This window comes from Gemelliphila sp. 1F1 (genome assembly GCF_056897515.1).
In genome coordinates, this window is sequence record NZ_JBXHBE010000006.1 from 92,523 (window position 1) to 117,829 (window position 25,307).

Sequence of the window (25,307 nt, forward strand, 5' to 3'; positions counted from 1 at the left end):
TTATCATTTATATTCTCCTTATATATTTTTTTTAGAATCAATTTATAATAAAAGATTATCGTTATGTCAACAAATAAATATTTATAATAAATCATTAGTTAACAAGTAACCATCTTTTATTTTAAATTTGACTGGTCTTTTGGCTGTTTGTTCAATAATTCCTTTGGATAATAATATATCTATTCCCCTCATTACCTCATTTTTACTAATATTATTAGTTTTCGTCAAGAAGTCACACAACTCTGACCTTACAACTTCTTTGTTATAGCCGAAAAGAGTTTGTTGAGCAAATACATAGACAATTTTTTGTTGTGTAGAATTTTCAAAATCATTTTTTATTTTTTTCTCTGCAATTTCTAATAACTCTTTTTTCTCTATTAATCTATCTAGCAATTTCTTCTGACCACTTAATATTACTTCCAAAAACATAGTTATAAAACCATTTAATTCTCCATAATTTTTGAAACTATTTGTCTTTTCAAAAGATAAGAAATAATTTTTGTTGTTCATTAAAATTCCTGTGGATAATGAAATTGCTGTTAATAGACTAAGTTCTTTTTCTAAATACAAACTTGTTATAAATCTAGCAGTTCTTCCATTTCCATCATAAAAAGGATGAATATACCCAAAATAGTAATGAAAGATTGCTAACTTAATTATTAAGTTTATTTCCTCTTTTCCCAGAAAATTAAGCAATTCATTTATAGCTATAATAATTTTATTTTCACCTAGGATACCTTTATGAATTACTTTTCCAGTTCCACTTTGTTTTGTCACTTCTACTTCTTCTAATCTAAATAATTTTCCGTCAATTTGGTTATCAGAAGAAATCTCATCATCTACTATAAAATCGTATATCTTTCGTATATCCCCTACACTTTCCGGTAATTTAAGTTTACCCGATAGCAAGTTTCTATAAGAGTTTATCAAACTTTTAAAACGAATTTTCTTACCACTATTTTTCTCCTTATGCTCCATAGCAGTATATATTTCTTTTCTACTACTTCTAACACCTTCTATCTCATTAGTTATATACAACTCTTCTAATAACGTATCTTCCATAAAACTATTGTACGCTATTTGAGGCAAACTATAGTTAAGATTTATTAATTTTTGATCATTTTTATAAATTTCCGCTAGAAGATTAGTATGTTTTATTTCTGGCAAATAGTATAGATGATAACTTTTTCCTTGTTTCATCGGAGTTATTTTTAGATTTAGTTTGACTACTAATTCATTGTTTATTCTATTTTTATAAATTTCTTCTATATTATTTATTTTATGATATTTGTCATATATAGATTCCATATCATTCACTCTTTCTTTTTAAATTATGTATTTTAAAAATAAATATTTATATTATTCAATTAATTATTAACAAAATGCTTATTTTAAGAATAATTATAATATTAAATAAGATATATTGCAATAAAAAACTATTATTGAACATTTTTAACAATAATATTAAATAATTCTTTATCAAACTATCCTTTCAACATCAGATTTCATCAATATTTGCACAAAATTCTAGCTGTTTATATACAATTTTTTTCTAATTTCTTCCATATAATGTAGTAGCAATTTTATTTGATAATTTTTTAGTATATTTATAAAGTAAAAAGATACTAAACATATCAAGAAACACAATAATATATATTCCATTTTTCTACTAAATATGATATACTTTAAAGTGTAAGAGGGATTTGCCCCTTACATTACTTCTTTTTTAAAGTCTTCTTTCGAGAAGGCTTTTTTTATTTGTAGCAATTTTTATATTTGCTATTCATGTTAAAAAACAAAAAAAGCAAGGTCAAAACCTTGCTAAGTAATACCAGTAGTCGGGGTCGAACCGACACGTCCAAAGGACACTGGATTTTGAGTCCAGCGCGTCTGCCAATTCCGCCATACTGGCTAAATATTACTTTAATATAATAACATATATCTTTTATAAAATCAATAATTATTAGTAAAAATATTAATCATAAATTTAACTGCTAGATATTAAGATAAGAGTGTTCTCTAAAACTTTCTAGCAACTACTATAACTTTGAAAAAATATATTAACTTTAATTTATACTTCCAAATATTAGAAATAAACAATATTATCTTAATGATATAATAACTATACCTGTAAATAATAGTTATTATATGTGTATTGGTAACGTTTCTTAATCAATGTACTTTTTTTGCTGTTCGTTTTTGATATTATTATTATTTATAAATCGCTTTAATTGTGCTTTTTGTAGCTATTTAAACATTGACAAACATTTTATTTTTTCTTATAATTTATCTTGTCTTTTTATTTTTTTGACAATATTTTTATTAAGGAGGACTTATAATGAAAGACAGTAAATTTTTTGGAATACTGCAACGTGTCGGTAGATCTTTTATGCTTCCTGTTGCTGTATTGCCTGTTGCTGGTCTTCTTCTTGGTGTTGGGGCATCATTCACTAATCAGACTACTATTACCCAATACGGATTAGAAAGTATTTTAGGATCAGGAACATTTTTGAATATAATATTAACAGTTATGAGTAATGCCGGTAGTGCAATATTCGGTACTTTACCACTTATTTTTGCAGTGGGAGTAGCTATTGGTATGGCTCAAAAAGAAAAAGAAGTTGCTGCATTGTCAGCAATGATTGCATTTTTTGTAATGCATACTTCTATCAATGCTATGTTAGTAACTCATAACAAAATACTTGCTGACGGAACTGTCGCAAAAGATGTTTTAGAGGGAACTATTACAACTACTGTTGGTATTCAATCGTTAGAAATGGGAGTATTTGGAGGTATTATTGTTGGTCTAGGTGTTGCATATTTGCACAATAAATTTTATAAAATTCAATTACCTAATGCTCTATCGTTCTTCGGCGGTAGTAGATTTATTCCGATAATTTCTACAATAGTTTTTGTTTTTGTTGGAATTCTTATGTATTATATATGGCCATCTATTCAAAATGGTATTTATGCTACTGGTGGATTAGTAACTAAAACTGGAGTATTTGGTACATTTATATTTGGTATTATCAAACGTGCTTTAATACCATTTGGATTGCATCACGTATTTTATATGCCATTCTGGCAAACTGGTCTTGGTGGAACAATGGAAGTTGCTGGAAAACTTGTTCAAGGTGGACAAAATATTTTCTTCGCTCAATTAGCTAATCCTAATACAACTCACTTTAGCGCAGATGCTACTAGATATTTCTCTGGAGAGTTTATCTTTATGATTTTTGGGTTACCGGGAGCTGCGTTAGCAATGTACCACACAGCCAAAGATAATAAGAAGAAAGTTGCTGGAGGATTATTATTATCTGCAGCGTTAACTTCTATGTTGACAGGTATTACTGAGCCAATAGAGTTTTCATTCTTATTCGTTGCTCCTATCTTATTCGTAGTACAAGTAATATTAGCTGGTGCTGCCTATATGATAGCTCACATACTAAATATAGCTGTCGGGCTAACATTCTCTGGTGGATTCCTAGATTTATTCTTATTCGGAATTTTACAAGGACATTCAAAAACTAGCTGGCTATACATTATCCCAGTAGGAATTATTTATTTCTTCTTATATTACTTCATTTTCAGATTCTTAATTACAAGATTAAATCTTAAAACTCCTGGACGTGAAGATGACAATGACGATGTAAAACTTCATTCAAAACAAGATTACTTGGATAAACAAGGTGCAAATAACATTAATACGAAAACTTCTGCTAGTGACCAAATATCACTAATAACTGAAGGTTTAGGTGGATTAGATAATCTTACTGGCATTGATGCTTGCGCAACGAGATTAAGAACAACAGTCAAAGATCCTGAATTAGTAAAAGAAGATATGTTAAAACAATCAGGTTCTCTTGGAGTTGTCAAAGTCGGTAATGGAGTTCAAGTTATTTATGGACCTAAAGTATCTGTAATAAAAACTGAACTGGAAGATTACTGGGAAAATAACAAATAGATTTAAAATAGTTGACATATAATTATGTCAGCTATTTTTTATATACTAAATACTATGATATAATTAAAAGAAAAGTGTGGAGGTAAAAAGATGAATATAGCTTGGATTGGCGTTGGTGTAATGGGAGAGAGCATAATTAATCATCTAATAAACGAAGGTCATAAATTATTTGTTTATAACAGAACTGTTGCTAAATGTAAAAATGTAGTTAAAAATGGAGCGATTTTGCTAGACAGTATTGATGAAGCACCCAAAAATGCAGATATTATTTTTACAATGGTTGGTTACCCTAAAGATGTAGAAGACGTATATTTAGGAAATAATGGTTTATTATCAACAGCAAAAAGTGGTCAAATTTTTATTGATTTAACTACATCATCTCCTGAATTAGCAGAACAAATAGCACAAAAATTAGAAAAAATTGGTGCATTTGGTTTAGATATTCCAGTTACTGGTGGGGATATTGGCGCAAAAAATGGAACATTAACTTTACTTGCAGGTGGGAATGAACAAGCACTAAATAAAGTTACACCTATTTTAAAAACATTTTCTAGTACTATTAACTATTTTGGAAAATCTGGTAATGGACAACGTGCCAAACTAGGTAATCAAGTTGCTATTGCTACTACTATGATTTCTCTTGCAGAAAGTTATACATTTGCAAAAAGTCAAGGTCTAGATATAGAAAAATTTTTAGAAACTATTTCTAAAGGAGCTGCGTCTAGCTTCTCTATGACTGCATACTATCCTAGAATATTAAAAGACGATTATAAACCAGGATTTTTTGTCCATCATTTCTTAAAAGATATGAAATTAGCTCTTGATGAATGTGAAAAATCTAATATTAAGTTACCGGGATTAGAGTTAGCATATAAGATGTACAATGAACTATCAGAAGAAACAAAACTAACTGACGGAACACAGGCTATAATTAAATACTATCAATAACATAAAGGATAATTAAAAACCAACTAGTAATTTTCAAAAAATTAATCTAGTTGGTTTTTATTTCTATATTGGAGAAAAATCCATTTTATTTATTTTCTCACACTTTTCTTTTTTTACTTTTGCTACTTTATGCTTAGGCAAAAATTTAAAAATAAATTTTAAAAATAAAATTTTGTACGGATTCCTAAAAACATACATATGACAATTTAAACTTAAATACCACCTCAATATACTTCTATCCATACTACTTCCATTTTTTATCATATTTTTAAGTTCATTTCTTAATTCATTTTCTATATTATCTGGTAGATTTCTACTATATTTTTCCAACTCTATAAATGTAATACTTTTATCGGTAATACCATACACATTATTAACTATTCTATAAGTATTAGGATAATTATTTTGTAAAGAGTCAATATCAGATTGCTTAAATCTTGCTGTGTATAAAATGTTTAAAAAAGTATGTTCCATTAGTACCTGCAAATTCCTTTTCTGCAAATATACGTATATTCCTAAAATAAAAATTAGAATAGTGAAATAAAGTGAAATATTCATTGTTTCTTACCTCTCTTTTGATTCATAACAAGCAAATTTTCCAAATGCTTAATTCTAATATTTTTTTCCTTTATATCTCTATTTTTATCGGATAATTGTAACCTATAATTTTCAAGATGATGTTTCATTTGTTGTTTAAAATTTTCTCTAGTTTGAGTTAACAAAGAATAAAAAGCGTAAACAGTTAAAACCCAAATACCCACCGCTACTAGAGCGTTTATATTATGATTTGCCAATTCTCGTAATTGATATATATTCATTTAACTACTCCCTTATTATAATTCTTTACCTAAATATTATAATATAGAGAGTTGAAAATCAATATTTTAGTTTTTTAAAAATATATATTAATCAAAAAAAGAATAATAATTTAATAATAAATAAATGAGATTAATTAAGAAAAATATTATATATTATATACCTTAAATTATTAAAAAAAATAAAAGAGCTAAAGTATACACTCTAACTCTTTTTAGAAATTAATTATTTTTTCTTTTGAAATAAGCAAATATACTCATAAATAAACCTAGTAAGCCATACATTCCAGTTTGTGTATTTTCTCCTGTATTAGACAATTTTTTTTGTTCTTTAGTTTCTGTATTGTCTTTTACTTCAGCACTATATTCTAATTTCATAAGTTTATTGATTTCTGAGTGTTGTTCTTTTGATTTCTCAAATTTAAGTTTTTCTTGTTTTTGAGTTTCTTTTGTGTTTGTATCTTTTACTTTATCTGTTTCTTGTTTCTTCAAATCTTCTTGACGTCGTTGCTCTTCTTTTTTAGCTATCTCTTGCTCTTGTTTTATTTTTTCGGCTTCTTTTAATTCTTTTTCTTTCTTATCATTATTAGAATTATGGAATTTCAACCCTATTCTTTCTATTTGTCCAACTAAATATTCTAGGAAGCCATAGCGTCTTTTTAAGTATTGATCATATTTTTTGTATTCTTCTAAAAATAATTTATCATCTTCATTTAATTTTTCTTTTAAATCAGAAATTTCTTTTTTACTATGTTCAATAGATTTAAGAATAGCTGCTAAAGTTGTCCCCAAATCTCCACCTTTTTCATCTTTCTGTTTTTCTAAATATGTTTTTAAATTATCATAATTTTTAATTAGTAATTCATATCTTTCTAATAAATTCTGTTTTAATTCATTTGAAATTTGTACTGTATTTACACGTTTAATAATAGCATCTTTATTAACAATTACCAAATCTTCTGTCTTTTATCCTTTAGCCCAATTTTCATATTCTCTACTTATAATCATATATCTTCTGCTATCTAAATAATTATAAACTTTTTCTACTCCATAATATAAATCATAACTATCTACTACATATCTATAAAACGATTCCCTATTATAAGACGAACCATTTGCTGTAACATCGATTGTGTGCCATAGGTTGTTGTAGTATGCACGTACAGTAGTATGTGGACCTGCTGCACCTGAGTGACCTGATACCATATAGGCTGGAATTCCCATTAAATTTGGCGCTCTTGATATTTCCAAACTAAAGCCAACACACATATTGATGTTTTTCGTGTTGCTAATGAAAAAATACTAGAATTTTGGGCATATTCTGAATATTTACCATAAGGAATATTATTTAAAGCATGCAATGATAACTTAACAACTTTTTCTTCATAACTATCATTTTCATCTATACCTGCAGCTTTAATGAATTCATGCATATTCTCATCATTTTTCTTATATGAGACTAAATAGCATGTTACTTTAAGCGGCTCTCCTAATTTAAAGTTTGGATAATCACATGAAAGACCTATATACTGTGTATATACCTTATGGTTATGATGAACAGGTATTTTCATATTTGCAAGTGTATGAACTTTTTTATATTTTCCTATTTCCATACCATACTTTTTGAATAGTTCATTATACTCTTCTGCAGTATTTACAACTTCATCTTCTTTATCTACAAAAACTACTCTATCTCCACTAATTTTTTCAACATTTATGGTAACAAAAGACATATTTTGAGGTAATTCAGTATATAAATCTTCTAATTTTACAGCTTTATTTTTATATTTATTTTCACTACCTAGTTTGCGCAAATAAACTGATGTAACTTTATTACCATTTTCTTTAATAACAGCTTTAATAAATTCTTCTATACTTAAAGTTGATTTTTCAAATTTAACATTAGTTACTTCTTAATTATTAAACTGTAGAATCTTCTCCGCTTTAACTTGCTCTAAAGTAAACTGTTGTAGTATCACAGAAGTTGATAAAACTACTCCTGATATAACAAATAATTTTTTTATGTTCTTTTTCATTTCAATTTATTCCCTCTATAATTATAATCTACCGAATACACTATAATTTTATACATTAACAATTTTCAATATATCCCTTTATATAGTTATTTAATAATAAGAAGTTTATATCCAACAAGCAAAATCATTTACATATAATAATAGAGAATTTGTCAATAAATGTAGAAAATATTTTTAAAATTTTTTCAATAAGAAAAGATAAAATAGTATATAAGCAATTAAAACTTCTATGCTATCCAAACATCTAATTATAAAAAAATATATTTCTTAGTACTTTTTATATCTCTATTATTTAATAAATTTTCTATATATTCCAATAATCAAAGCAAATAATAATGCTAATAATCCTGCTATGTAACTTGCTAAATTATTATTTATACCTGTTTTTGATAGTTTTTTATCAGTTTTATTACTATCCGGTTGCTCTGATTTTAGTATTGATTTTACTTCCGGTTTTTTTGGTTGTTCCGGTTTTGGCATTGGTTTTACTTCCGGTTCTTTCGGTTCCTCTGGTTTTGGCATTGGTTTTACTTCCGGTTCTTTCGGTTCCTCTGGTTTTGGCATTGGTTTTACTTCCGGTTCTTTCGGTTGTTCTGGTTTTGGCATTGGTTTTACTTCCGGTTCTTTCGGTTGTTCCGGTTTTGGCATTGGTTTTACTTCCGGTTCTTTCGGTTGCTCCGGTTTTGGCATTGGTTTTACTTCCGGCTGTTTTGTACCTACTTCTATAATTTTAGACATAGGAAGTTTTGTAACTTCATTAGATACAATTTCTTTTGATAAAATTTTATCCCCTTGCTTACGAACTTTGTAAGTTATTGTTCTTTCTCCGTACACTCCTTCCGTCTTAACACGACGAACACCTAATTCTAAATCTGGATTTTCTATTTCTTGTATAGTATAGCTAATTTTACTAACTTCTTTTTCTACACTTTCTACAATCGCAGGTGTTAACGGAGTAATTGGTACACTCTTAATAACATTTTCTTTTAAGAACTTATCTACCTCTGTACTAATATTTTCAAGAGTTTTAGGAATAAATGTTTTATAATCAAATTCTCCTGAAAGAGTAGCTTTATCCAATTCTGCTATTTTTTGTTTTAGCCTAGTTGATAGTTCTTTTGCTTTTTCATCATTTTCTGGTAATTTTTTAATAAGATTATTAGCATCCGATTTACCTTTTTCTAATGCAGATTTGTAAGAATTATACGATTCTTCGTATTTTCTTACTTCATCTTTAGCATGTTTAAATAATATTTCTGCTAAACCTTCTACACCATCAACTATACTTTGAATTTGCATTTTTATTTTTTCTAACTTGAATACTACATCATTAGATAATGGCTTCTTACTTACTTCTTCAATAAGTTTATCCATTTCTTTTAGAATTTCGTTTTTCTGTTCTTTACTTTTTTCGATGTTTTTAACAATTTGTTCTATTTGATTAAATGCATTTAATAATTCTATCTTAACATAATTATCCAAACTACTGCCCTCTTGTGTAGCATGATTATTATTTTCTGTTTGTCTGATATTTTTGTTAAAATATTCTTCTATATAATTATTGTTAGGATATTTTATTCTATACTGAGCTACCCGTCTAGTAACTTCCTCTATTTTCGCCTCATTTATAAAGTCACGTATATACTTATTTAATTTTTCAATAGTTTCTAGTCTTTCAGCTTTAGGATTATTTAATAATATTTTGTCAAATTTATTAATAATATTCTGACCTGAGTTTAAATTTTCTTCCCACAATTGATGTTGAACATTGTAATCGTTCGTTTTTGGAGCTTTGGTTAAACTATCTACAACTTTTATACTTTCTTTAGCTTTTTCTATATTAGGTTTCATTATATTTATTAGACCTTTATAGTTTTCTAAATCAGCTTCTTCTAATAATTTTTCAGCCATATCTTCATTAGTATTGTCTAGTAATCCATTATATTTACTTCTTTGATCAGCAGTCAAATATTTCATTGCTTGTATTTGCTTTCTAACCTTATCTACTGCCTCAAAAGTATTTTTATCCCTTTCAGATTCTTGTTTAACTTGTTCTAAAATGTTCTTAATCTCTTCTTTAGATGAAGCTTTTTCTAATTGCTCTATATATTTATTCTTTTCCTTTAAATATGCAGCTTTATTAACTATGTCTTTCGCTAATTCAATTTCATTTTCTAACTCTTTTCTATCCGATTGAGCAATTTCTTTATCAAAATTAGTTGAAAGTTCTTTTACTTTTGACAAATTAACTTCTTGTTCTACAAGTTGTTTATGTTTATCTTTAATTGCTTTTTCCACTTTATCAGTTTTTTCAATTTTATCTGTTAACTCTTTTTTTGCTTTTTCTAATGCATCTTGATAATTTTTTTCTAATGCAATCTTAAATTCATCAACTGTATTAAACATTTTTTGAACACCATTCTCAAAAATAAGACCATAATTAGAATATGATAATAACCTATCTTCTAATTCTTCCTTAGTAGCATTTACTTTTTTAAAAGTATCCGTCATTTCTGATCCTGGTGCATCTCCTATTGTTGCACCATAATTTCCATAACCAGCTTCTGCTAATTCTTGAATTTTTTTGTACATTGCACGATATTCATCAATCTTTGTTTGTGCCTTATCTTTAGCCATAGCTACATTATTATTTGTATTAATAGTTGTTGGTATTCCTGTTATTAATAAAGTAGATGCAATAGCTATAGAACCGACACCTAACTTCTTCTTTCTAATAGAATACTTTAACATTTTGTTTTGTTTTGAATCTTTCATTAGTTTTAGTAGAAAATTGTAAAATTTAAGAAAATAATACTTATTTCTACATTGCCTCCCTTATTTTTTATTTATCCACATGAAATAATTCAACATAATTATATTTATATTGTAATTTATTTTCCGTATGAATCACTATCTAAAATTATATAATAATGCCCAAACGTTGTCAATTTCAAATAAAGTCATATTACTTATGTTAAATCTTAATTACACAATATTTGTTTTATGTTTGAAATGAGATTTTTTATATGAAAACTACATATAATATAGTTTATTAAAAATATAGAAAATTAAATATTTCAAAAATGGATATTTTTTTTATTAATACTTTTTTTGAAAAAATTTTTCTTAAAATCCCTATTTAAAGCTTATTTAAGGTATAAAAATATTTTGCACATATATTTTTTATTTGAAATTTTATTTTTATTAGTATAAAGAAATTTCTGTATTTTGATGAAATTATTTATTAATTTTATAAATTTTTCAGAAATAGACAAATAAAATTAAAAAAAGCAACCCTCTAAGGTTGCTAGGTAATATTTAATTATTTAACATCTAAAACTTGTCTACCTTTGTACATACCAGTTTTTTTGTCAATACGGTGACCCATAACGTAGTTACCACTTTGTGCATCTAAAGTAATAGCTGGTGCAGACAATTTTTTATGAGTTCTTCTTTTTCTTTTAGCTGTTTTCGATGTTCTTCTAAAAGGAACTGCCATAGTTAATTTCCTCCAATATATTTTAAATTATGAGAATTATTTCTCTTTAAACATATCACTTAAAGCCGAAAAAGGATTATCCTTTATCTTTTCTTCAACGTAATCTTCATCAGATACTAAACTCCAACCTTCTCCGCTTGATTTTTCAACGAATTCATCTTCTAGATAGTAACTCGTTGGCGCATTAATGATTATTAGTTCATTTACTAAATTTGATATATCTACAAACACATCCATAGTATTTACGTCATAATCACTACTGTAAAGGGTAGCTTTATCAACAAATTCTTCTCTTTCTTTTATTAAGAAAGGCACATCCAAAATATTTAACGACCTACTAGAAAGTACTTTATAGAATCCAGTAATTTCTAAATTAACTATTATCTTATCCTGACCATTTCTAATCAGCGTACCTTTAACTACTATGTCATTAATTTTCTTTATTGATGTATCGAGATTGTCAATTTTAATATCTATTTCTTCTTCAAAAACAAATGTATCATTGTTATTTTTGAACAAAGAAGATCTTAACCATTTCATTAAATATCACCTCATAAACACAATAATGATTATATAATATATTATTAAAGATGTCAACATAAAAAGTTGATAGTTAATATTTTTTATTAATAAAATTCATAGAAACTTATATTATCGAAATATCAATTTTCTTTAATTTTTCTAATAATTCATCATTTTCATTAGTCTCTGGTTTTAGTTGATCTATAGCCTCTCTTATAGCCTGCATTCTAATATCCGTTTGAGAAATAATTTCTGCACAATCTATAAGTTCTTGAGATATAAGGTTATCATCATCGAGTTGAACTTTTTTGTACTTCATTTGATGTTCCAAACTAGCCCAAAAATCCATAGCTATCGTTCTAATTTGAATTTCAACTTTTACATTTTTTGTCATTTCCGCAAAAAATATCGGAACTTTAACTATAAGATGAAGACTACGATAACCATTTTTTTTCGGTTCTTTTATATAATCTTTCTTGTATAATAATTGAACGTCACTTTGTCTAGTTAATGCAGTTGCAATTTTATAGATGTCATCAATATAGTTACAAATGACCCTAACGCCAGCTATATCTTCTATATGTTCTTCTATACTTTCTCTATCGGCAGAAAGACCTTTTCTTTCTACTTTATCAAAAATACTTATTGTACTCTTAAGACGAGTTTGTATTGAACTTATAGGATTGCGCTTATGCTTTATTTTAAATTCAGAATTTAATATATCTAATTTTGTCCTAATTTCTTTTATGGCACAATCATACGCTAACATCATATCCTTATAGTCGATGACCGTATCTAAAATATCTTCAAATTTTGGAGTTAGCTTATTTTCTAAACTTAGTGCTAATTGATTTTTATCTTTATTCATAATATTTACCTCTTATCTCAAAAAGTAAAGTGGCCCTAACGCTGTTTCCAAACTATTGTTATAGCTATTATCATTAATACCAAAAATATCTTCTTCGTATTGGTCCATATTTTCTAAATCTAATAAACCACTATAAAATTTAAAATGAGCTTTAAAAGTTAAATTTTGCTCTGGAACTATATTATAAAAATCTTGTAAGGTAATCTTTTCTCCTATATTTACTACTTTCATTTCTCCGTTACCATAATTGACTATTACTGGCAAAGTTGAAGTGAAGTGAGAAAAATTGTAATGTGATTTAGGGAAGATTAGTAATTTTTTATTAGTTAATGAATTTTTTATATTATAATCTTGCTTAACTGTAAAAATATTACTAGAATTATTATTCGTTAATTCTACCGTTCCATTACCATCAGTCTCTAAAGTAATGTCATAATTTTGGGCATAAACAGCTGTAAAAATTAAATTCTTTCCTTTTTCGACAATAACATCTTGTATATCAATAGTTTTTAAAATAGAATCTTTATCTTTTTTTATAATTTTATTGTTTATCTCTATATTATAATCTATATTAGCTACCCAACCTAAGAAATCTTTATTATTTGTTTGACTAGTAGGTAGATTGATATTATTTATTTTCTTACCAACATAAACATCTTGTCCATCTGATAAAAATTTGTCAATTCCTGTACCGACAAATTTTACATTAACCCAATCTTCTTCGATTTTTTTGAAATATATTTCAACGACTGTATCTTCGGTTAGCTTTGTATTCTCTTCAATAGGTTTTCTATTAATTCTATATTGTAATTCATAGCCTTCTTTAGGAGATATTTTAGATTTCAAGTCGTCTAAAACACTATTTATCGATTGATTTTCTGGAATATCTATATCTTTATTTTCTAACTCTGACGATACCGTACCGAATCTTTTGTTATAATCATCTTGTCTAAGCATTAACTTTTTGGTTTTTACTTTGTAAATAGGCTTTATAGTAATACTATTTTCTACTGCTATATCATCTAATGAAGATACCTCTTTTTCTGTCTTTGTTTCGTTATCTATTATTTTATAACCAACGATATTATAATATCTCTTTTCGTGATTAGCAAAATTTAAGGTAGATAATTTTTCTCCTGTTTGTAAATACGACTGTTCAGTTTTTACATCAGATTCAATAGTTACTTTAGTGTTGTATTTAGCTAAGATTTTTATATCACTATTTATTGCTCCCGTATATTCTTCGATATTTTGATTACCGATAAAATAACCTAAAAAAGTATAGTTTTCTGAATTTTGTTTACGTCCTAATTCTTGATAATTTCCAATATTATTAAGTAATTCTTTTGTCGTACTTCTATTTTTTATAGCAAAACTACTATCGTTATTTTTAAAAATATTAGGATAAACAATATCCACTCTAGACCAATTTTCTTCTTGCTTTTTTAAATTAATCGATATTTTTTGAGTAAAGTAGTTAATTGGTAAAGTATTATCTAAAATGTTATTTTTATTATCATCTACTAATATAGTACTACCATCATAAGTATAATACCTATCTACATTATATTTTCTTAAATCTGCTGATGAAATATTTATTGTATCATCTACTATGTCTCTATTATTTACTAATACTTTTTCTGTATATACAACTTTATTATCTTCTAAAATTTCTAAAGTATATTCTTTTGGTGTATATACATAATTACTATTTTTACTTTCTTGTATTTTTTCTATATTACCATTTTCTAATGAATAACTTTCTATTCTAGCAAAAATTTTGCTATTATTAGTTAATTTATTCAATGTACTTTTGTCAGAAATAGTATATTCTCCATTATTATTTACATTTAATCTAACTATTTCTTCTAAAGTATCTTTGTTAATTTTGTATATTACTATGCAATTATATATATTTTTTTGCAAATTCAAATTACTAACAGTGTAACTTAATGTTGTTATATTATTTTGTGAATTAATTGTTAATTTAGGAGTAAAATTATCATCCTTATCACTAGGTATCATTATAGTTTTTGAATTATTGCTCAAAGTTTCTAATTTATTATCTCTATCATAAGTTTCATAAGATGCCTTTACGTAATTTTCAATTAAAACAAATGATAATGATAATGTCAACAATGAAATTAGCTTTTTCTTAATAGGATTCTCCTCCTTTCATGCTATATTAATTATAATGTTTTCGTTTTTTTTGGTCAATAGATTTACAGTTATTTTATATTTATTACTATAACTATACTTAAATTTAGAATATATAACTTAGTTGAAACAATTTAAATCATTTACCAAATATAAAAAAATAACGATAGAATATCACTATCGTTATTTTTTGTATTATTTCGAATAGTTAGGAGATTCTTTAGTAATTTGCACATCATGTGGGTGTGATTCAATAAGTCCCGCTCCAGTCATGCGTACGAACTGTGCTTTCTCACGTAAATCTTCTAAATTTCTAGAACCTGTATAACCCATACCTGCTCTAAGTCCTCCAACTAATTGATAAATAGTATCGCTAAGTGGTCCTTTGTACGGTGTTCTTCCCTCTATTCCTTCTGGAACTAGTTTCTTGCCATCTTCTTGGAAGTATCTATCTTTAGAACCTTTTTCCATCGCTGCCAATGAGCCCATGCCTCGATACGTTTTGAATCTTCTTCCTTGGAATATTTCAAATTCTCCCGGTGATTCATCACAACCTGCTAGCATAGATCCTAACATAACTACATGACCTCCTGCAGCTAATGCTTTTACTATATCCCCAGAATATTTTATACCACCATCTGCGATAATAGTTTTCCCATATTCTCTAGCTACTGTTGCACAATCATAAATAGCTGTAATTTGAGGTACTCCCACACCTGCTACAACACGTGTCGTACAAATAGATCCTGGCCCTATTCCTACTTTTACTACATCTGCTCCAGCCTCAAACAACTCTCGTGCTGCCTCTCCTGTTGCAACATTTCCTGCTATTATATCTAATTCTGAATAGTTGTTTCTTAAAGCTTTTACTAATTCAATAACCCCTTTTGAGTGACCATGTGCTGTATCAACTACTACCGCATCAACTCCCGCTGCTACAAGAGCTTCAACTCTATCAAATGTATCTGATGTAATACCTACAGAAGCTGCAACCAATAATCTTCCATACTCATCCTTTGCAGAGTTAGGATATTTTGCTAATTTTTCTATATCTTTTATTGTGATTAATCCTGATAATTTTCCTTCGGCATCTATAAGTGGCAATTTTTCTATTTTGTGTTTACGCAAAATATAACTCGCCTCATCCAAAGTTGTGTTTGCTGGAGCTGTAACTAAGTCCTCTTTAGTCATAACGTCAGCAATAGGCGTACTATATTCTGTTAAAAAGCGTAAATCACGATTAGTCAAAATTCCTACTAATTCTCTATCTTCTTTATTATTTACTATTGGAACTCCAGAAATTCTGTAACGTTGCATTAAATCTTCCGCATCTTCAACCAAACACTCTGGTGTTAAATAAAATGGATCAGTTATTACTCCACTTTCAGATCTTTTTACTTTTAGAACTTCCTCTGCTTGTTCTTCTATTGTCATATTTTTGTGTATTACACCTACCCCACCTTCACGAGCTATTGCAATAGCCATTTTATGTTCTGTTACTGTGTCCATTGCAGCGGACAAAATTGGTACTGATAGTTTTAGTTTATTTGTTAAATTAACTTTTAAATCAACCTTTTTAGGTAATACATCACTTTTAGCAGGTACTAAAAGTACATCATCAAATGTTAGTCCTTCTTTTTGAAATTTATTTTCCCACATAATATAATCTTCTCCTATCTAATTTCATCGTCGGCTGTGTTAAATTCAACACTTTCATTCTCTAAGGAAGCAATTCTACATAAAGAACAAACTTTAATATTATTATCCTCTAGTAATTTTCTTCCATCCTGAAAACTCTTTTCTATCAAAATTCCTGCACCTACCACAGTTCCTTCTGATTGTTTAACTAATTGTGACAATCCCAAGACTGCTTGGCCATTCGCTAAAAAGTCATCTATTATTAATACTCTATCATCTTTTGACAAGAAATCTTTTGATACTATTACAGTATTTGTTATATTTTTAGTATAACTATGGACATCTGCTGAATAAAAAGAATTTTCGTTTAATGTTATTGGTCTACTTTTTTTTGCAAAAACCATAGGTACATCAAACAGACTTGCTACTAAGATAGCAGGGGCTATTCCACTTGCTTCAATAGTAAGTATTTTAGTAATATTTTCTTTTTTAAAATAATTATAAAAAGATTTGGCCATTTCTAGCATAAGATTTGCATTTATTTGATGATTAATAAATGAATCAACTTTCAATACGTTTCCTGGGTACACTTTGCCATCATTTTTTACCATTTTTTCTAAAAGTTTCATAATTACTCTCCTAAATCTGTTATAGTTATTTCCCTATATAATATCAAAATATTATTAAAAACTCAATAGTAATTAAAATTATTTTTATTGTCCGCTTATTGTTCTAAACTATCAATCAATTCTTGAATTTCTTCTCTTGTAAAAATGTATTTATTATTACAAAACGAACATACAGTTTCTATCTGCTCTTCATCTAACATATCTACCAATTCATCTTTTCCTAAAGTTAGTAGTGCAGATGCATATTTTTCTTTTGAACAATTACATTTAAATTTGATATCGTTACTATGTAATATTCTATAATCATCTTCAAACAACATTTCTACTATATCTTCTAAATTATGACCTTCGTGAATTAATGCAGATATTGGTTTTATATTTGATATCACTTTTTCTAACTGACTAATAGTCTCTTCACTAGCTTGTGGTAAAACTTGAACTATGAATCCTCCAGCTGCCAAAATTTTATTATCAACATCTACCAATACTCCCAAAGAAACTGCTGAAGGAACCTGCTCGCTCATAGCAAAATAGTAAGTAAAATCTTCGGCTATTTCTCCAGAAATTATAGGTGAGGTAGTAGTATATTTTTCTACCAATCCTAAATCTTTAATAACTACAATTTCTCCTGATGTCCCAACAACACCTTTGACATCTAACTTTCCTTTGTCATTACTAGGAATATGAAGTTGCATATTAGTTGCATAAGCTCTAACATCCCCCGATTCATTAGCTGTAGCTAATATTTGTCCTATATCTCCATTTCCTCTAACTCTTACATCAACAGTATCTCCACTTTTTTGCATAGCTCCCATCATAGCCGTTACAGTAGCTACTCTACCTACTGCTGCCATAGCAGTAGGATACCCGTTATGGCGTGTTCTTATTTCTTCTACTAAATCTGTAGTTTTTATTGCAAAAAATCTAACCTCATTATTTAATGCTAGACCTCTTATTAAATAATCTTTCATTTTTTACCTCTTCCTATTTTCCATAATATATAAGAGCTTACTACTAACTTATTACTACTTGTTACAAATTAGCTAGTAAGCTCTATATTAAATTATTTCCACAAATCTTCTAATAAATGTGTTTGTTTTCTATCAGGTCCTGTTGAGAATACAGAGATTTTTACTCCTACTAGTTCTTCAATTTTATTTAGATAATTTTTTGCATTATCAGGAAGTTCTTCTAAAGAAGTTACTCCTGTAATATCCTCTTCAAAACCTGGTAATGTTTCGTATATAGGTTTACAATCTTTAATAATATTTTCATTAGCTGGATATTCTGTAAGTATTTCTCCATTATAATCATAAGCCGTACATATTTTTATTTCTTTTAGACCACTAAGAACGTCAAGACAGTTAACTGATAAATTAGTTATTCCTGATACACGTGCAGAGTGACGCATTACCACTGTATCAAACCATCCTATTCTTCTTGGACGTTTAGTTACTGTCCCATATTCATTTCCTATATCTCTAATACGATCTCCTATACTATCAAATAGTTCGGTAGGGAATGGACCATCTCCTACTCTAGAAGTATATGCTTTGCAAATACCTAAAACTTTTAGTCCATCTGTTGGAACAAAACCATTTCCTATTGTTATTCCCCCTGCACTAGGGTTTGATGATGTTACGTAAGGATATGTTCCGTGATCAATATCTAACATAACTCCTTGTGCACCTTCAAATAAAATATTTTGTTTGTTATTTTTTGCATCTTCTAAAACTTTAGAAGTGTCCGTTACATATTCAGCAAGAATTTTTCCATATTCAAAATATTCATCAAATATTTCAGCAACAGAAAATCCTTTTTCTTCATATATTTTTTCAAATATTTCATTTTTTTCTGCTAAATTTTGTTTTAATTTTCTGCTAAATAAATCTGCATCTAATAAGTCAGCAATTCTTATCCCACAACGTTTATATTTATCTACATAAGCTGGACCAATACCTTTTTTTGTAGTACCAATTTTATTCTCACCACGTCTTAGTTCTTCTAATTCATCAAGTTTTAGATGATAGGGTAACACAACGTGTGCACGATTAGAAATTCTAAGAACTTTGCAACTAACTCCTGTTTCTTTCAGTCTAGTTATTTCTCCTACTAGCCATTTTGGATCTATAACTACACCATTACCAATAACAGATAGCTTTTCTTCGTTAAAAATACCTGAAGGAATTAATTGCAATTTATAAGTTTTGTTATCAAACTTTATAGTATGTCCTGCATTATTTCCTCCTTGATAACGTGCTATAACATCAGCTTTTTCTGCAAGAAAGTCAGTTATCTTTCCTTTTCCTTCATCTCCCCATTGTGATCCAACTATTACTATTGTAGACATAAACGCCCTCCTAAATAAAATATATATCGCTATTAAATTATAACAATTTCCTGACATGTTTGCAATATTAATAGTCACAGTTATTATTAATTTTTGAAATAAATATAACAACTAGAATTAACTAGTTGCTATATTAGATTTTAAATAATATTTTTGGAAAGTTTCTTTTTTAAAGCCTATATGCTGATACATATATTTCGGAGTGTCGTCAGAATCTGCTACTAATATGACATTCTCTTTATTAAATTCATTGATAGCAAATTTCAAAATATGAGATGCTATTCCTTTTTTCCTATAATTTTCTTTTACATATAGAGCATCTATTTCAAAATAGTCATCACTTAATATTACGTTGACACTCCCGATTATCTTATTCTTATCTTTAGCTACTATTTGTATAATATTTTCAGAGCGAATACTATCATAAATATTATCCTTATTATAATCTGCCCATTCTTTATTAGCCATTTCTAAATCAATAGCATAATTAAACTCAATATATTGAGTATAATCAACTTTATCCAATTTCTCAATAGTATAGTCACTATCCTTTATAAAATTTATATCATTTGTATTAAGTACCAGAAGATCAAATGATATTTCGTTAAATCCCTCATTTTTTAAATATTTCACTAATTTTTTAGGAATTTCTTTTCCTTCTGGTAATGCTAAATGAACAAAACTAACTCCCTTATCACGAAAGAAATCTCTACATGAAGAAATATAATAATCTATATCTTCTGTACTCTCTGGCAAAACTTTTATTTCTAAATAATTATCACTATATGATAAATTAGACTTTACTCTTCTATGTATTAAATATTTATCTGTTTCTAAAACTACTTTAGATTTAGAATGTGTGTTTATAAAATTATAATTCATTACTTATCCTCTCTACTGATACTTATTCAATATTATAACACAAAGAATATTATTTTTACGTTATAAAGCTATATAAACAAAGAAAATAAAAGATAATAGTTAAATTTCTATTACCTTTTATTAAATATATTCAAAAAATACTTTATTTATAAAGACTAACCATTCATTCATCTCAGATAGTTGCCTTTTCTCATAATACCAAATAACCATAATCAAACTTTGGAATACTATATACCATTTCAATTTTAAACGATAACTAAGTGTAATATCTAAACCATACTCTGACAACCACGTTGCCCAATTTTCTTGAGGTATATATTTATAAAGGATAAATGATATATCGATAGCAGGATCCCCAAGTATTGCATGTTCCCAATCTACCAAAAATAATTTATTTGAGTTTGATAATAACCAATTATTTTTATGCAAATCTGCGTGACAAGGAGCAAAAGTCTCATCTTCTGGTATATTATTTTCTAAATAATTAAAAGCCATAGCTATATCTTTATTCTCCAGTAATTCTTTAGAAATCACACCCTTTAAATTGCTAAATGAATTTAAGGCTGTTTGCTCCTTATATCCTTGAGATAACATAATTCTTTTTATCTTTTTCGAGCTATGAACTTTATGCAAAATTTTTGGTATTCTATTGTCTGTCATTTCTTCTGTCTTAAGATTCCTACCATTTTCGAAATCTTGTGCCGTAACCACATCACCATTACTAAGACGTTTAGTCCACTTAAGTCTAGGGACTATTTGTTCTGCAGAGAGTGCTGCTATGAGAGGCGTAGTATTTATTTTAATAAAGTAATTACTGTTTGACCTAGAAAAATAGTAATCTTCACTATAATCTCCTAAGGTCCAACCCATTTGATAATATTCTTTTGTCAAACTAGCCCCTCCTCTCCTTAAACTTACGTAAATATTGCATACTTATTTTACAATTTTTATAAATTTTTTTCAAGGTTACTTTACTGAATTAATATTAAAATTATCAAAAATATTTCAACAAAAACTATTACAAAATATATTCAAATACTAAAAAACTTTATTTTAGATTTATTTATAATAATCATTATAAAATATTTTCCTAAAAATTTATTTTTTATAAAAAAAGGTAATTAAAAATGACAAACAATATCATTTTTAATTACCTTTTGGATTATTTACAACATAATTCGTATATAGATTCTGCAAATATTGCTACCGATAAAATCAAATCATCTACAAACATATATTCATTTGCTTGGTGCATAGTATCTTCTCTACCAGGTAATAACACTCCGAATGCAACACCTTTCTTTAGACATCTTGCATAAGTTCCTCCACCTATTACCATTGGTTCACTTTCATTATCACCAGTATGATTTCTATATGATTTCAATAATGTTTGAACTAATTGATCACCTTTTGGCACATAGTGCGCTTCTTTATTACTATAAACTTCTATATCAAAATTGTCTATATTCAATGAGCTTAATTTTGATAATAAATCAAATTTTGCAGGATAACGAGAATCTGTTTCTACTAACGCTTCATTTGAATTATAGTTAAATATACCATAATTATAAGTTGCTGCTCCCATTTCATCATCTTTATAATTTAGATTTAATTTCTCTCCAAATGGATCATTTGCTATATTTTCTACAATAAATCTAACATAATTTCTACCATTAATATCTAAAGATATATTTGCCAAAAATTCTGCTAGTTTTGTAGCTGCATTTTCACCTAATTGTGGTGTTGAACCGTGTGCTGCCTTTCCATAAACTATAAGAGTATTATTTTTTATTTCTCCTGTAAGATTTTCCTTAGATAAAAATTCATTAAATTTATCTACTAAATTAGAAATATCTCCTTCTAATTCTGCTACGGCTTCACTAGGAACCATATTTTTTACTAGTCCTGCATTTAATCTAACTAACTTATAGTCGCTATCTTTATAGTCTCCTACAAATTTTAGATTGTATCTAAAATTAGCATGGGCTTTTTCTCCGTATATCAAAGGAAACATTGCATCTGGAGTAAATCCTATACTAGGTTGTTCTTCTTTTGCAAAATATGCTTTTACACATCTAAATCCTGTTTCTTCATCACTTCCAATTATGACTCTGATACGTTTTTTCCATTCAACACCTAATTTATCTAACAATTTTACTGCATAATATGCTGCTAGAGTAGGACCTTTATCATCAAGAACTCCTCTTGCAAAAATCTTTCCATCTCTTATCTCTGGAGAGAATGGTGGTGTTGTCCATTCACTTTCTGTTACTGGAACTACATCAACATGTCCCAAAATACCAAATAAATCTTCTCCGCTTCCTACTTCTATATGTCCTGCGATATTATCTACAAGTTTAGTTTTATAACCATCACGTTCTCCAAACGACAAAAATAGATCCAAAGCTTCTTTCGGTCCACTTCCTACAGGAGTTTCTTCTGTAATATCATTTCCTAGAATAGAACGAACTTTTAATAATTCGAACAAGTCTGCTAATAGTTCATCTTTTTGTTTTAATGCTTCTAATTTAAAATCTATTGTCATATTATTTCTCCTTTATTAATTGTAATTTATTTATTTCTTTTTCAGAAAGTTGTCTATATTTTCCTAAAGCCAAACTATCATCCAATATTAACGGACCAATCTCTAATCTTTTTAAATATGTAACTTTTTTGTGAAGAGATTTCATCATTCTTTTGATTTGGTGAAATTTACCCTCAGAAATTGTTAGGTACGCTGTATTATCAGTTAATATTTCTAATTTTGCACTTTTGCACAAATAATTATCATCAAGAATTATTCCCTCAAAAAATTTCTTCTTATCATCTATCGTTAAAGCTCTGTCCACTTCTACATAGTATTTTTTTGTTATATCTTTTTTAGGTGATAGTATTTTATGAGCTAACTTTCCATCATTTGTTAACAAAATTAATCCTTCTGTATCTTTATCAAGTCTTCCAACTGGAAAAGGTTGAAAAATTTTGTCTTTATCATCTAACAAATCTATAACTGTTCTATCTACTTTATCTTCTGTTGCGCTAATTACACCTTTAGGTTTATTTAACATTAGATAAATAAATTTCTTGTATTCAATACGTTCTCCAGAAACTTCTACAATATCGTTTAGTTCGTCAATTTTATAATCAACTTTTTTTATTATTTCTCCGTTTACTAAAACACCCTTTTTTATAATCTTTTTTGCTTCTGTCCTAGTAAATAAACTATTGTTACAAATATATTTATCTAACCTCACTATTTTCTCCTTACTAGTGCTAATATATTTATATCTCTTCCAAACAAGTATTTCAAGAATTTCATTTTAGTCAGTATGAAGATATAAGAAATACCACCTATTACACCACAAATCATAATCAAAATAACACTATCAATTTTTTGAACAATATTAAAATTATTAATTGTTGCGTCATAAACTGCTGATATTAAAATAAACATTATAGCACTTGAAGCAAAAATTTTCATAAAATTAAAAATAAATTGCCTTAACTTTAATTTTATCTTGAAATGAATTACCATTACATTCAAAAATATCATAAGCATATAAGTCAATATAGAACATAAGATAGCTCCACTAGTTTCAAATTTCAAAATAAATTGTTCATTAAATATATATTTAAATAATAAACCTAAAATTATAATTACTACATTTAATACCTGTTTATCTATTGCTTGCATAATAATTCCAGTCATACCATACAATGAATACAATAAGGCTAACGGTATATAAATATGCATAAAATAAACAGCTCTTGGTTCTGGTGAATAAAAAACTAAATATAGTGGCTCAGCCAACACATACATCCCTACTAAAGCAGGGATAACTAGCATTAGCAAAGATAATATAACTTTATTTATTTGATCACTAAGGAGAGCAAAATTTTTCCTTGCATGAAGTCTTGTAATAGCTGGTAAAAACGCACCTGTAAAAGCTGGCGCTAAAGATACTGCAATCATAACCAACTTATTTACAAAATTGTTATAAATATTAAATTCTCTTTCTGCTACATGCGCCAAATTGATTTTGTCCATAACAGGAATTAAAGTATTTTGATCAATTAGTGTTAATATTGCAAAAAAAGAAGAAACAATCATAAATGGTATAGCTACAGAAAAAATTTCTTTTACTATATCAAAAGTACTACTGTCACTAGATGCTAAATTACTATCTTTGTTGAAATCTAATGAATTTTTGTATTTCCTATAATAATAAAATAGTATTAAAACAGATATTATAGCTCCTATTCCCGTTGCCAAAGTAGCTATTGCATTAGCATAAACAACATTATTAGTAAATTGCATTACTAAATATGCTCCTATGAGCATAACTGCTATTCTGACTGCTTGTTCCATAAATTGTGACATTGCTGTAGGCATCATTATTTCATGCCCTTGGAATATTCCTCTCAAACCTGAACTGATCATAACGAAAGGTAATGCTAAACTCAATGTTTTTATTACTAACGATAATTCACTAACACTATACAATAATTTTTTATCAGCAGTTGCTATTGTTTGAGCAGCTAAATAATCTGATCCAAAAATAAAAAATAAAAATCCTAAAATACCAGTTATTAATAAGATAGTCGAGCCTACCTTAGCAACTTTTCTACTAGTTATATAATTTTCTTCCTCATTATATTTTGATACTAATTTCGCTAATGTCAATGGTATTCCAGCAGATGATATTTCTAATATTAAAACATAATAATTGTAAGAATAATTGAACAAAATCATATTATCGGCCCCACCTATTATTACATAAAATGGGATAATGTAAATTAAGCCAATTATTTTCGTTAATATTAAACTAACACTTAAAATAAATGTTCCTTTAAATAAGGAATCCCTCTTCAAATTATCACTTCCAAACATTATTAAATTTTACATAAACTTATATTGAAAAACATATACTAAGGTAATAAATAAACTATATATCAAAAATAATCTAGTTAGTTTATCTACTCTTTTTTTCTTTATTAA

General features: G+C 27.5%; 23 protein-coding genes and 1 tRNA gene. 2 read left to right on the forward strand and 22 right to left on the reverse strand.

Annotated elements, in window-relative coordinates; genetic code table 11:
• Window positions 1–81: 81 nt before the first annotated feature.
• The gene (locus AC1XWJ_RS06685) at window positions 82–1,308 is read right to left on the reverse strand and encodes a Fic family protein (protein WP_483335111.1); all 1,227 of its coding nucleotides are present in this window, start codon (window positions 1,306–1,308) and stop codon (window positions 82–84) included.
• Between the two features lie 521 nt (window positions 1,309–1,829).
• Window positions 1,830–1,912, reverse strand: a tRNA-Leu gene (locus AC1XWJ_RS06690).
• A gap of 426 nt (window positions 1,913–2,338) precedes the next feature.
• On the opposite strand from AC1XWJ_RS06690, the gene AC1XWJ_RS06695 reads away from it, so the two are divergent.
• Together AC1XWJ_RS06695 and AC1XWJ_RS06700 are read left to right on the forward strand one after the other, a co-directional pair.
• Complete coding sequence (locus AC1XWJ_RS06695) at window positions 2,339–3,964, forward strand: PTS transporter subunit EIIC (RefSeq protein WP_483335112.1); 1,626 nt, start codon at window positions 2,339–2,341, stop codon at window positions 3,962–3,964.
• A 90-nt stretch (window positions 3,965–4,054) separates the two neighbouring features.
• On the forward strand, window positions 4,055–4,912 hold the full coding sequence (locus AC1XWJ_RS06700; protein ID WP_483335113.1) for an NAD(P)-dependent oxidoreductase: 858 nt from the start codon (window positions 4,055–4,057) through the stop codon (window positions 4,910–4,912).
• Window positions 4,913–4,975: 63 nt separating this feature from the next.
• Here AC1XWJ_RS06700 and AC1XWJ_RS06705 read toward each other — a convergent pair whose 3' ends face one another.
• The 20 genes from AC1XWJ_RS06705 to AC1XWJ_RS06800 form a co-directional block, all read right to left on the reverse strand.
• The gene (locus AC1XWJ_RS06705) at window positions 4,976–5,386 is read right to left on the reverse strand and encodes a hypothetical protein (RefSeq protein WP_483335114.1); all 411 of its coding nucleotides are present in this window, start codon (window positions 5,384–5,386) and stop codon (window positions 4,976–4,978) included.
• Between the two features lie 80 nt (window positions 5,387–5,466).
• Window positions 5,467–5,730 carry a hypothetical protein gene (locus AC1XWJ_RS06710; protein WP_483335115.1) on the reverse strand — a complete coding sequence of 88 codons (264 nt, stop codon included), beginning with the start codon at window positions 5,728–5,730 and terminating at the stop codon, window positions 5,467–5,469.
• Window positions 5,731–5,949: 219 nt separating this feature from the next.
• The gene (locus AC1XWJ_RS06715) at window positions 5,950–6,681 is read right to left on the reverse strand and encodes a hypothetical protein (RefSeq protein ID WP_483335116.1); all 732 of its coding nucleotides are present in this window, start codon (window positions 6,679–6,681) and stop codon (window positions 5,950–5,952) included.
• 12 nt (window positions 6,682–6,693) lie between these two features.
• Window positions 6,694–6,951 (reverse strand): hypothetical protein, encoded by a 258-nt coding sequence (locus AC1XWJ_RS06720; protein WP_483335117.1) that lies wholly within the window; start codon window positions 6,949–6,951, stop codon window positions 6,694–6,696.
• The gene (locus AC1XWJ_RS06725; protein ID WP_483335118.1) at window positions 6,951–7,541 is read right to left on the reverse strand and encodes a hypothetical protein; all 591 of its coding nucleotides are present in this window, start codon (window positions 7,539–7,541) and stop codon (window positions 6,951–6,953) included. Before AC1XWJ_RS06725 ends, AC1XWJ_RS06720 begins: the two co-directional genes overlap by 1 nt.
• A 99-nt stretch (window positions 7,542–7,640) precedes the next feature.
• Entirely contained in the window at window positions 7,641–7,763 is a 123-nt protein-coding gene (locus AC1XWJ_RS06730) for a hypothetical protein (RefSeq protein ID WP_483335119.1), read from the reverse strand.
• A gap of 288 nt (window positions 7,764–8,051) precedes the next feature.
• Window positions 8,052–10,538: a GAG-binding domain-containing protein gene (locus tag AC1XWJ_RS06735; RefSeq protein ID WP_483335120.1), complete on the reverse strand. Its 2,487-nt coding sequence runs from the start codon at window positions 10,536–10,538 to the stop codon at window positions 8,052–8,054.
• A 547-nt stretch (window positions 10,539–11,085) separates the two neighbouring features.
• Complete coding sequence (rpmF, locus tag AC1XWJ_RS06740; RefSeq protein WP_179943112.1) at window positions 11,086–11,262, reverse strand: 50S ribosomal protein L32; 177 nt, start codon at window positions 11,260–11,262, stop codon at window positions 11,086–11,088.
• Window positions 11,263–11,298: 36 nt separating this feature from the next.
• Window positions 11,299–11,802: a YceD family protein gene (locus tag AC1XWJ_RS06745; RefSeq protein ID WP_483335121.1), complete on the reverse strand. Its 504-nt coding sequence runs from the start codon at window positions 11,800–11,802 to the stop codon at window positions 11,299–11,301.
• A 106-nt stretch (window positions 11,803–11,908) separates the two neighbouring features.
• Window positions 11,909–12,652 (reverse strand): GTP pyrophosphokinase, encoded by a 744-nt coding sequence (locus AC1XWJ_RS06750; RefSeq protein ID WP_483335122.1) that lies wholly within the window; start codon window positions 12,650–12,652, stop codon window positions 11,909–11,911.
• A gap of 12 nt (window positions 12,653–12,664) precedes the next feature.
• Window positions 12,665–14,791: a hypothetical protein gene (locus tag AC1XWJ_RS06755; RefSeq protein WP_483335123.1), complete on the reverse strand. Its 2,127-nt coding sequence runs from the start codon at window positions 14,789–14,791 to the stop codon at window positions 12,665–12,667.
• 213 nt (window positions 14,792–15,004) lie between these two features.
• The gene (gene guaB, locus AC1XWJ_RS06760; protein WP_483335124.1) at window positions 15,005–16,468 is read right to left on the reverse strand and encodes an IMP dehydrogenase; all 1,464 of its coding nucleotides are present in this window, start codon (window positions 16,466–16,468) and stop codon (window positions 15,005–15,007) included.
• A gap of 14 nt (window positions 16,469–16,482) precedes the next feature.
• Entirely contained in the window at window positions 16,483–17,076 is a 594-nt protein-coding gene (locus AC1XWJ_RS06765) for a xanthine phosphoribosyltransferase (protein ID WP_483335125.1), read from the reverse strand.
• Window positions 17,077–17,171: 95 nt separating this feature from the next.
• On the reverse strand, window positions 17,172–18,047 hold the full coding sequence (gene hslO / locus AC1XWJ_RS06770) for an Hsp33 family molecular chaperone HslO (RefSeq protein WP_483335126.1): 876 nt from the start codon (window positions 18,045–18,047) through the stop codon (window positions 17,172–17,174).
• A gap of 92 nt (window positions 18,048–18,139) precedes the next feature.
• On the reverse strand, window positions 18,140–19,426 hold the full coding sequence (locus AC1XWJ_RS06775; RefSeq protein WP_483335127.1) for an adenylosuccinate synthase: 1,287 nt from the start codon (window positions 19,424–19,426) through the stop codon (window positions 18,140–18,142).
• A 117-nt stretch (window positions 19,427–19,543) separates the two neighbouring features.
• Window positions 19,544–20,308 (reverse strand): GNAT family N-acetyltransferase, encoded by a 765-nt coding sequence (locus AC1XWJ_RS06780; protein WP_483335128.1) that lies wholly within the window; start codon window positions 20,306–20,308, stop codon window positions 19,544–19,546.
• Window positions 20,309–20,428: 120 nt separating this feature from the next.
• Window positions 20,429–21,199, reverse strand: coding sequence for a phosphotransferase family protein (locus AC1XWJ_RS06785; RefSeq protein ID WP_483335129.1), 771 nt, complete (start codon window positions 21,197–21,199; stop codon window positions 20,429–20,431).
• Between the two features lie 271 nt (window positions 21,200–21,470).
• Window positions 21,471–22,853: a dipeptidase PepV gene (gene pepV / locus AC1XWJ_RS06790; protein WP_483335130.1), complete on the reverse strand. Its 1,383-nt coding sequence runs from the start codon at window positions 22,851–22,853 to the stop codon at window positions 21,471–21,473.
• A 1-nt stretch (window position 22,854) separates the two neighbouring features.
• Window positions 22,855–23,562, reverse strand: a complete 708-nt coding sequence (locus AC1XWJ_RS06795; protein WP_483335131.1) for a pseudouridine synthase — start codon at window positions 23,560–23,562, stop codon at window positions 22,855–22,857.
• Entirely contained in the window at window positions 23,562–25,199 is a 1,638-nt protein-coding gene (locus tag AC1XWJ_RS06800) for a putative polysaccharide biosynthesis protein (RefSeq protein WP_483335132.1), read from the reverse strand. The genes AC1XWJ_RS06795 and AC1XWJ_RS06800 overlap by 1 nt, the downstream gene beginning before the upstream one ends.
• Window positions 25,200–25,307: the final 108 nt, after the last annotated feature.

What these genes read in the sequence shown, in the direction of transcription:
- AC1XWJ_RS06685 (WP_483335111.1), bottom strand. Translation starts at nt 1,308, where the DNA reads ATGGAATCTATATATGACAAATATCATAAAATAAATAATATAGAAGAA.
- AC1XWJ_RS06695 (WP_483335112.1), top strand. Translation starts at nt 2,339, where the DNA reads ATGAAAGACAGTAAATTTTTTGGAATACTGCAACGTGTCGGTAGATCT.
- AC1XWJ_RS06700 (WP_483335113.1), top strand. Translation starts at nt 4,055, where the DNA reads ATGAATATAGCTTGGATTGGCGTTGGTGTAATGGGAGAGAGCATAATT.
- AC1XWJ_RS06705 (WP_483335114.1), bottom strand. Translation starts at nt 5,386, where the DNA reads ATGGAACATACTTTTTTAAACATTTTATACACAGCAAGATTTAAGCAA.
- AC1XWJ_RS06710 (WP_483335115.1), bottom strand. Translation starts at nt 5,730, where the DNA reads ATGAATATATATCAATTACGAGAATTGGCAAATCATAATATAAACGCT.
- AC1XWJ_RS06720 (WP_483335117.1), bottom strand. Translation starts at nt 6,951, where the DNA reads ATGGGAATTCCAGCCTATATGGTATCAGGTCACTCAGGTGCAGCAGGT.
- AC1XWJ_RS06730 (WP_483335119.1), bottom strand. Translation starts at nt 7,763, where the DNA reads ATGAAAAAGAACATAAAAAAATTATTTGTTATATCAGGAGTAGTTTTA.
- AC1XWJ_RS06735 (WP_483335120.1), bottom strand. Translation starts at nt 10,538, where the DNA reads ATGAAAGATTCAAAACAAAACAAAATGTTAAAGTATTCTATTAGAAAG.
- rpmF (WP_179943112.1), bottom strand. Translation starts at nt 11,262, where the DNA reads ATGGCAGTTCCTTTTAGAAGAACATCGAAAACAGCTAAAAGAAAAAGA.
- AC1XWJ_RS06745 (WP_483335121.1), bottom strand. Translation starts at nt 11,802, where the DNA reads ATGAAATGGTTAAGATCTTCTTTGTTCAAAAATAACAATGATACATTT.
- AC1XWJ_RS06750 (WP_483335122.1), bottom strand. Translation starts at nt 12,652, where the DNA reads ATGAATAAAGATAAAAATCAATTAGCACTAAGTTTAGAAAATAAGCTA.
- guaB (WP_483335124.1), bottom strand. Translation starts at nt 16,468, where the DNA reads ATGTGGGAAAATAAATTTCAAAAAGAAGGACTAACATTTGATGATGTA.
- AC1XWJ_RS06765 (WP_483335125.1), bottom strand. Translation starts at nt 17,076, where the DNA reads ATGAAACTTTTAGAAAAAATGGTAAAAAATGATGGCAAAGTGTACCCA.
- hslO (WP_483335126.1), bottom strand. Translation starts at nt 18,047, where the DNA reads ATGAAAGATTATTTAATAAGAGGTCTAGCATTAAATAATGAGGTTAGA.
- AC1XWJ_RS06775 (WP_483335127.1), bottom strand. Translation starts at nt 19,426, where the DNA reads ATGTCTACAATAGTAATAGTTGGATCACAATGGGGAGATGAAGGAAAA.
- AC1XWJ_RS06780 (WP_483335128.1), bottom strand. Translation starts at nt 20,308, where the DNA reads ATGAATTATAATTTTATAAACACACATTCTAAATCTAAAGTAGTTTTA.
- pepV (WP_483335130.1), bottom strand. Translation starts at nt 22,853, where the DNA reads ATGACAATAGATTTTAAATTAGAAGCATTAAAACAAAAAGATGAACTA.
- AC1XWJ_RS06800 (WP_483335132.1), bottom strand. Translation starts at nt 25,199, where the DNA reads ATGTTTGGAAGTGATAATTTGAAGAGGGATTCCTTATTTAAAGGAACA.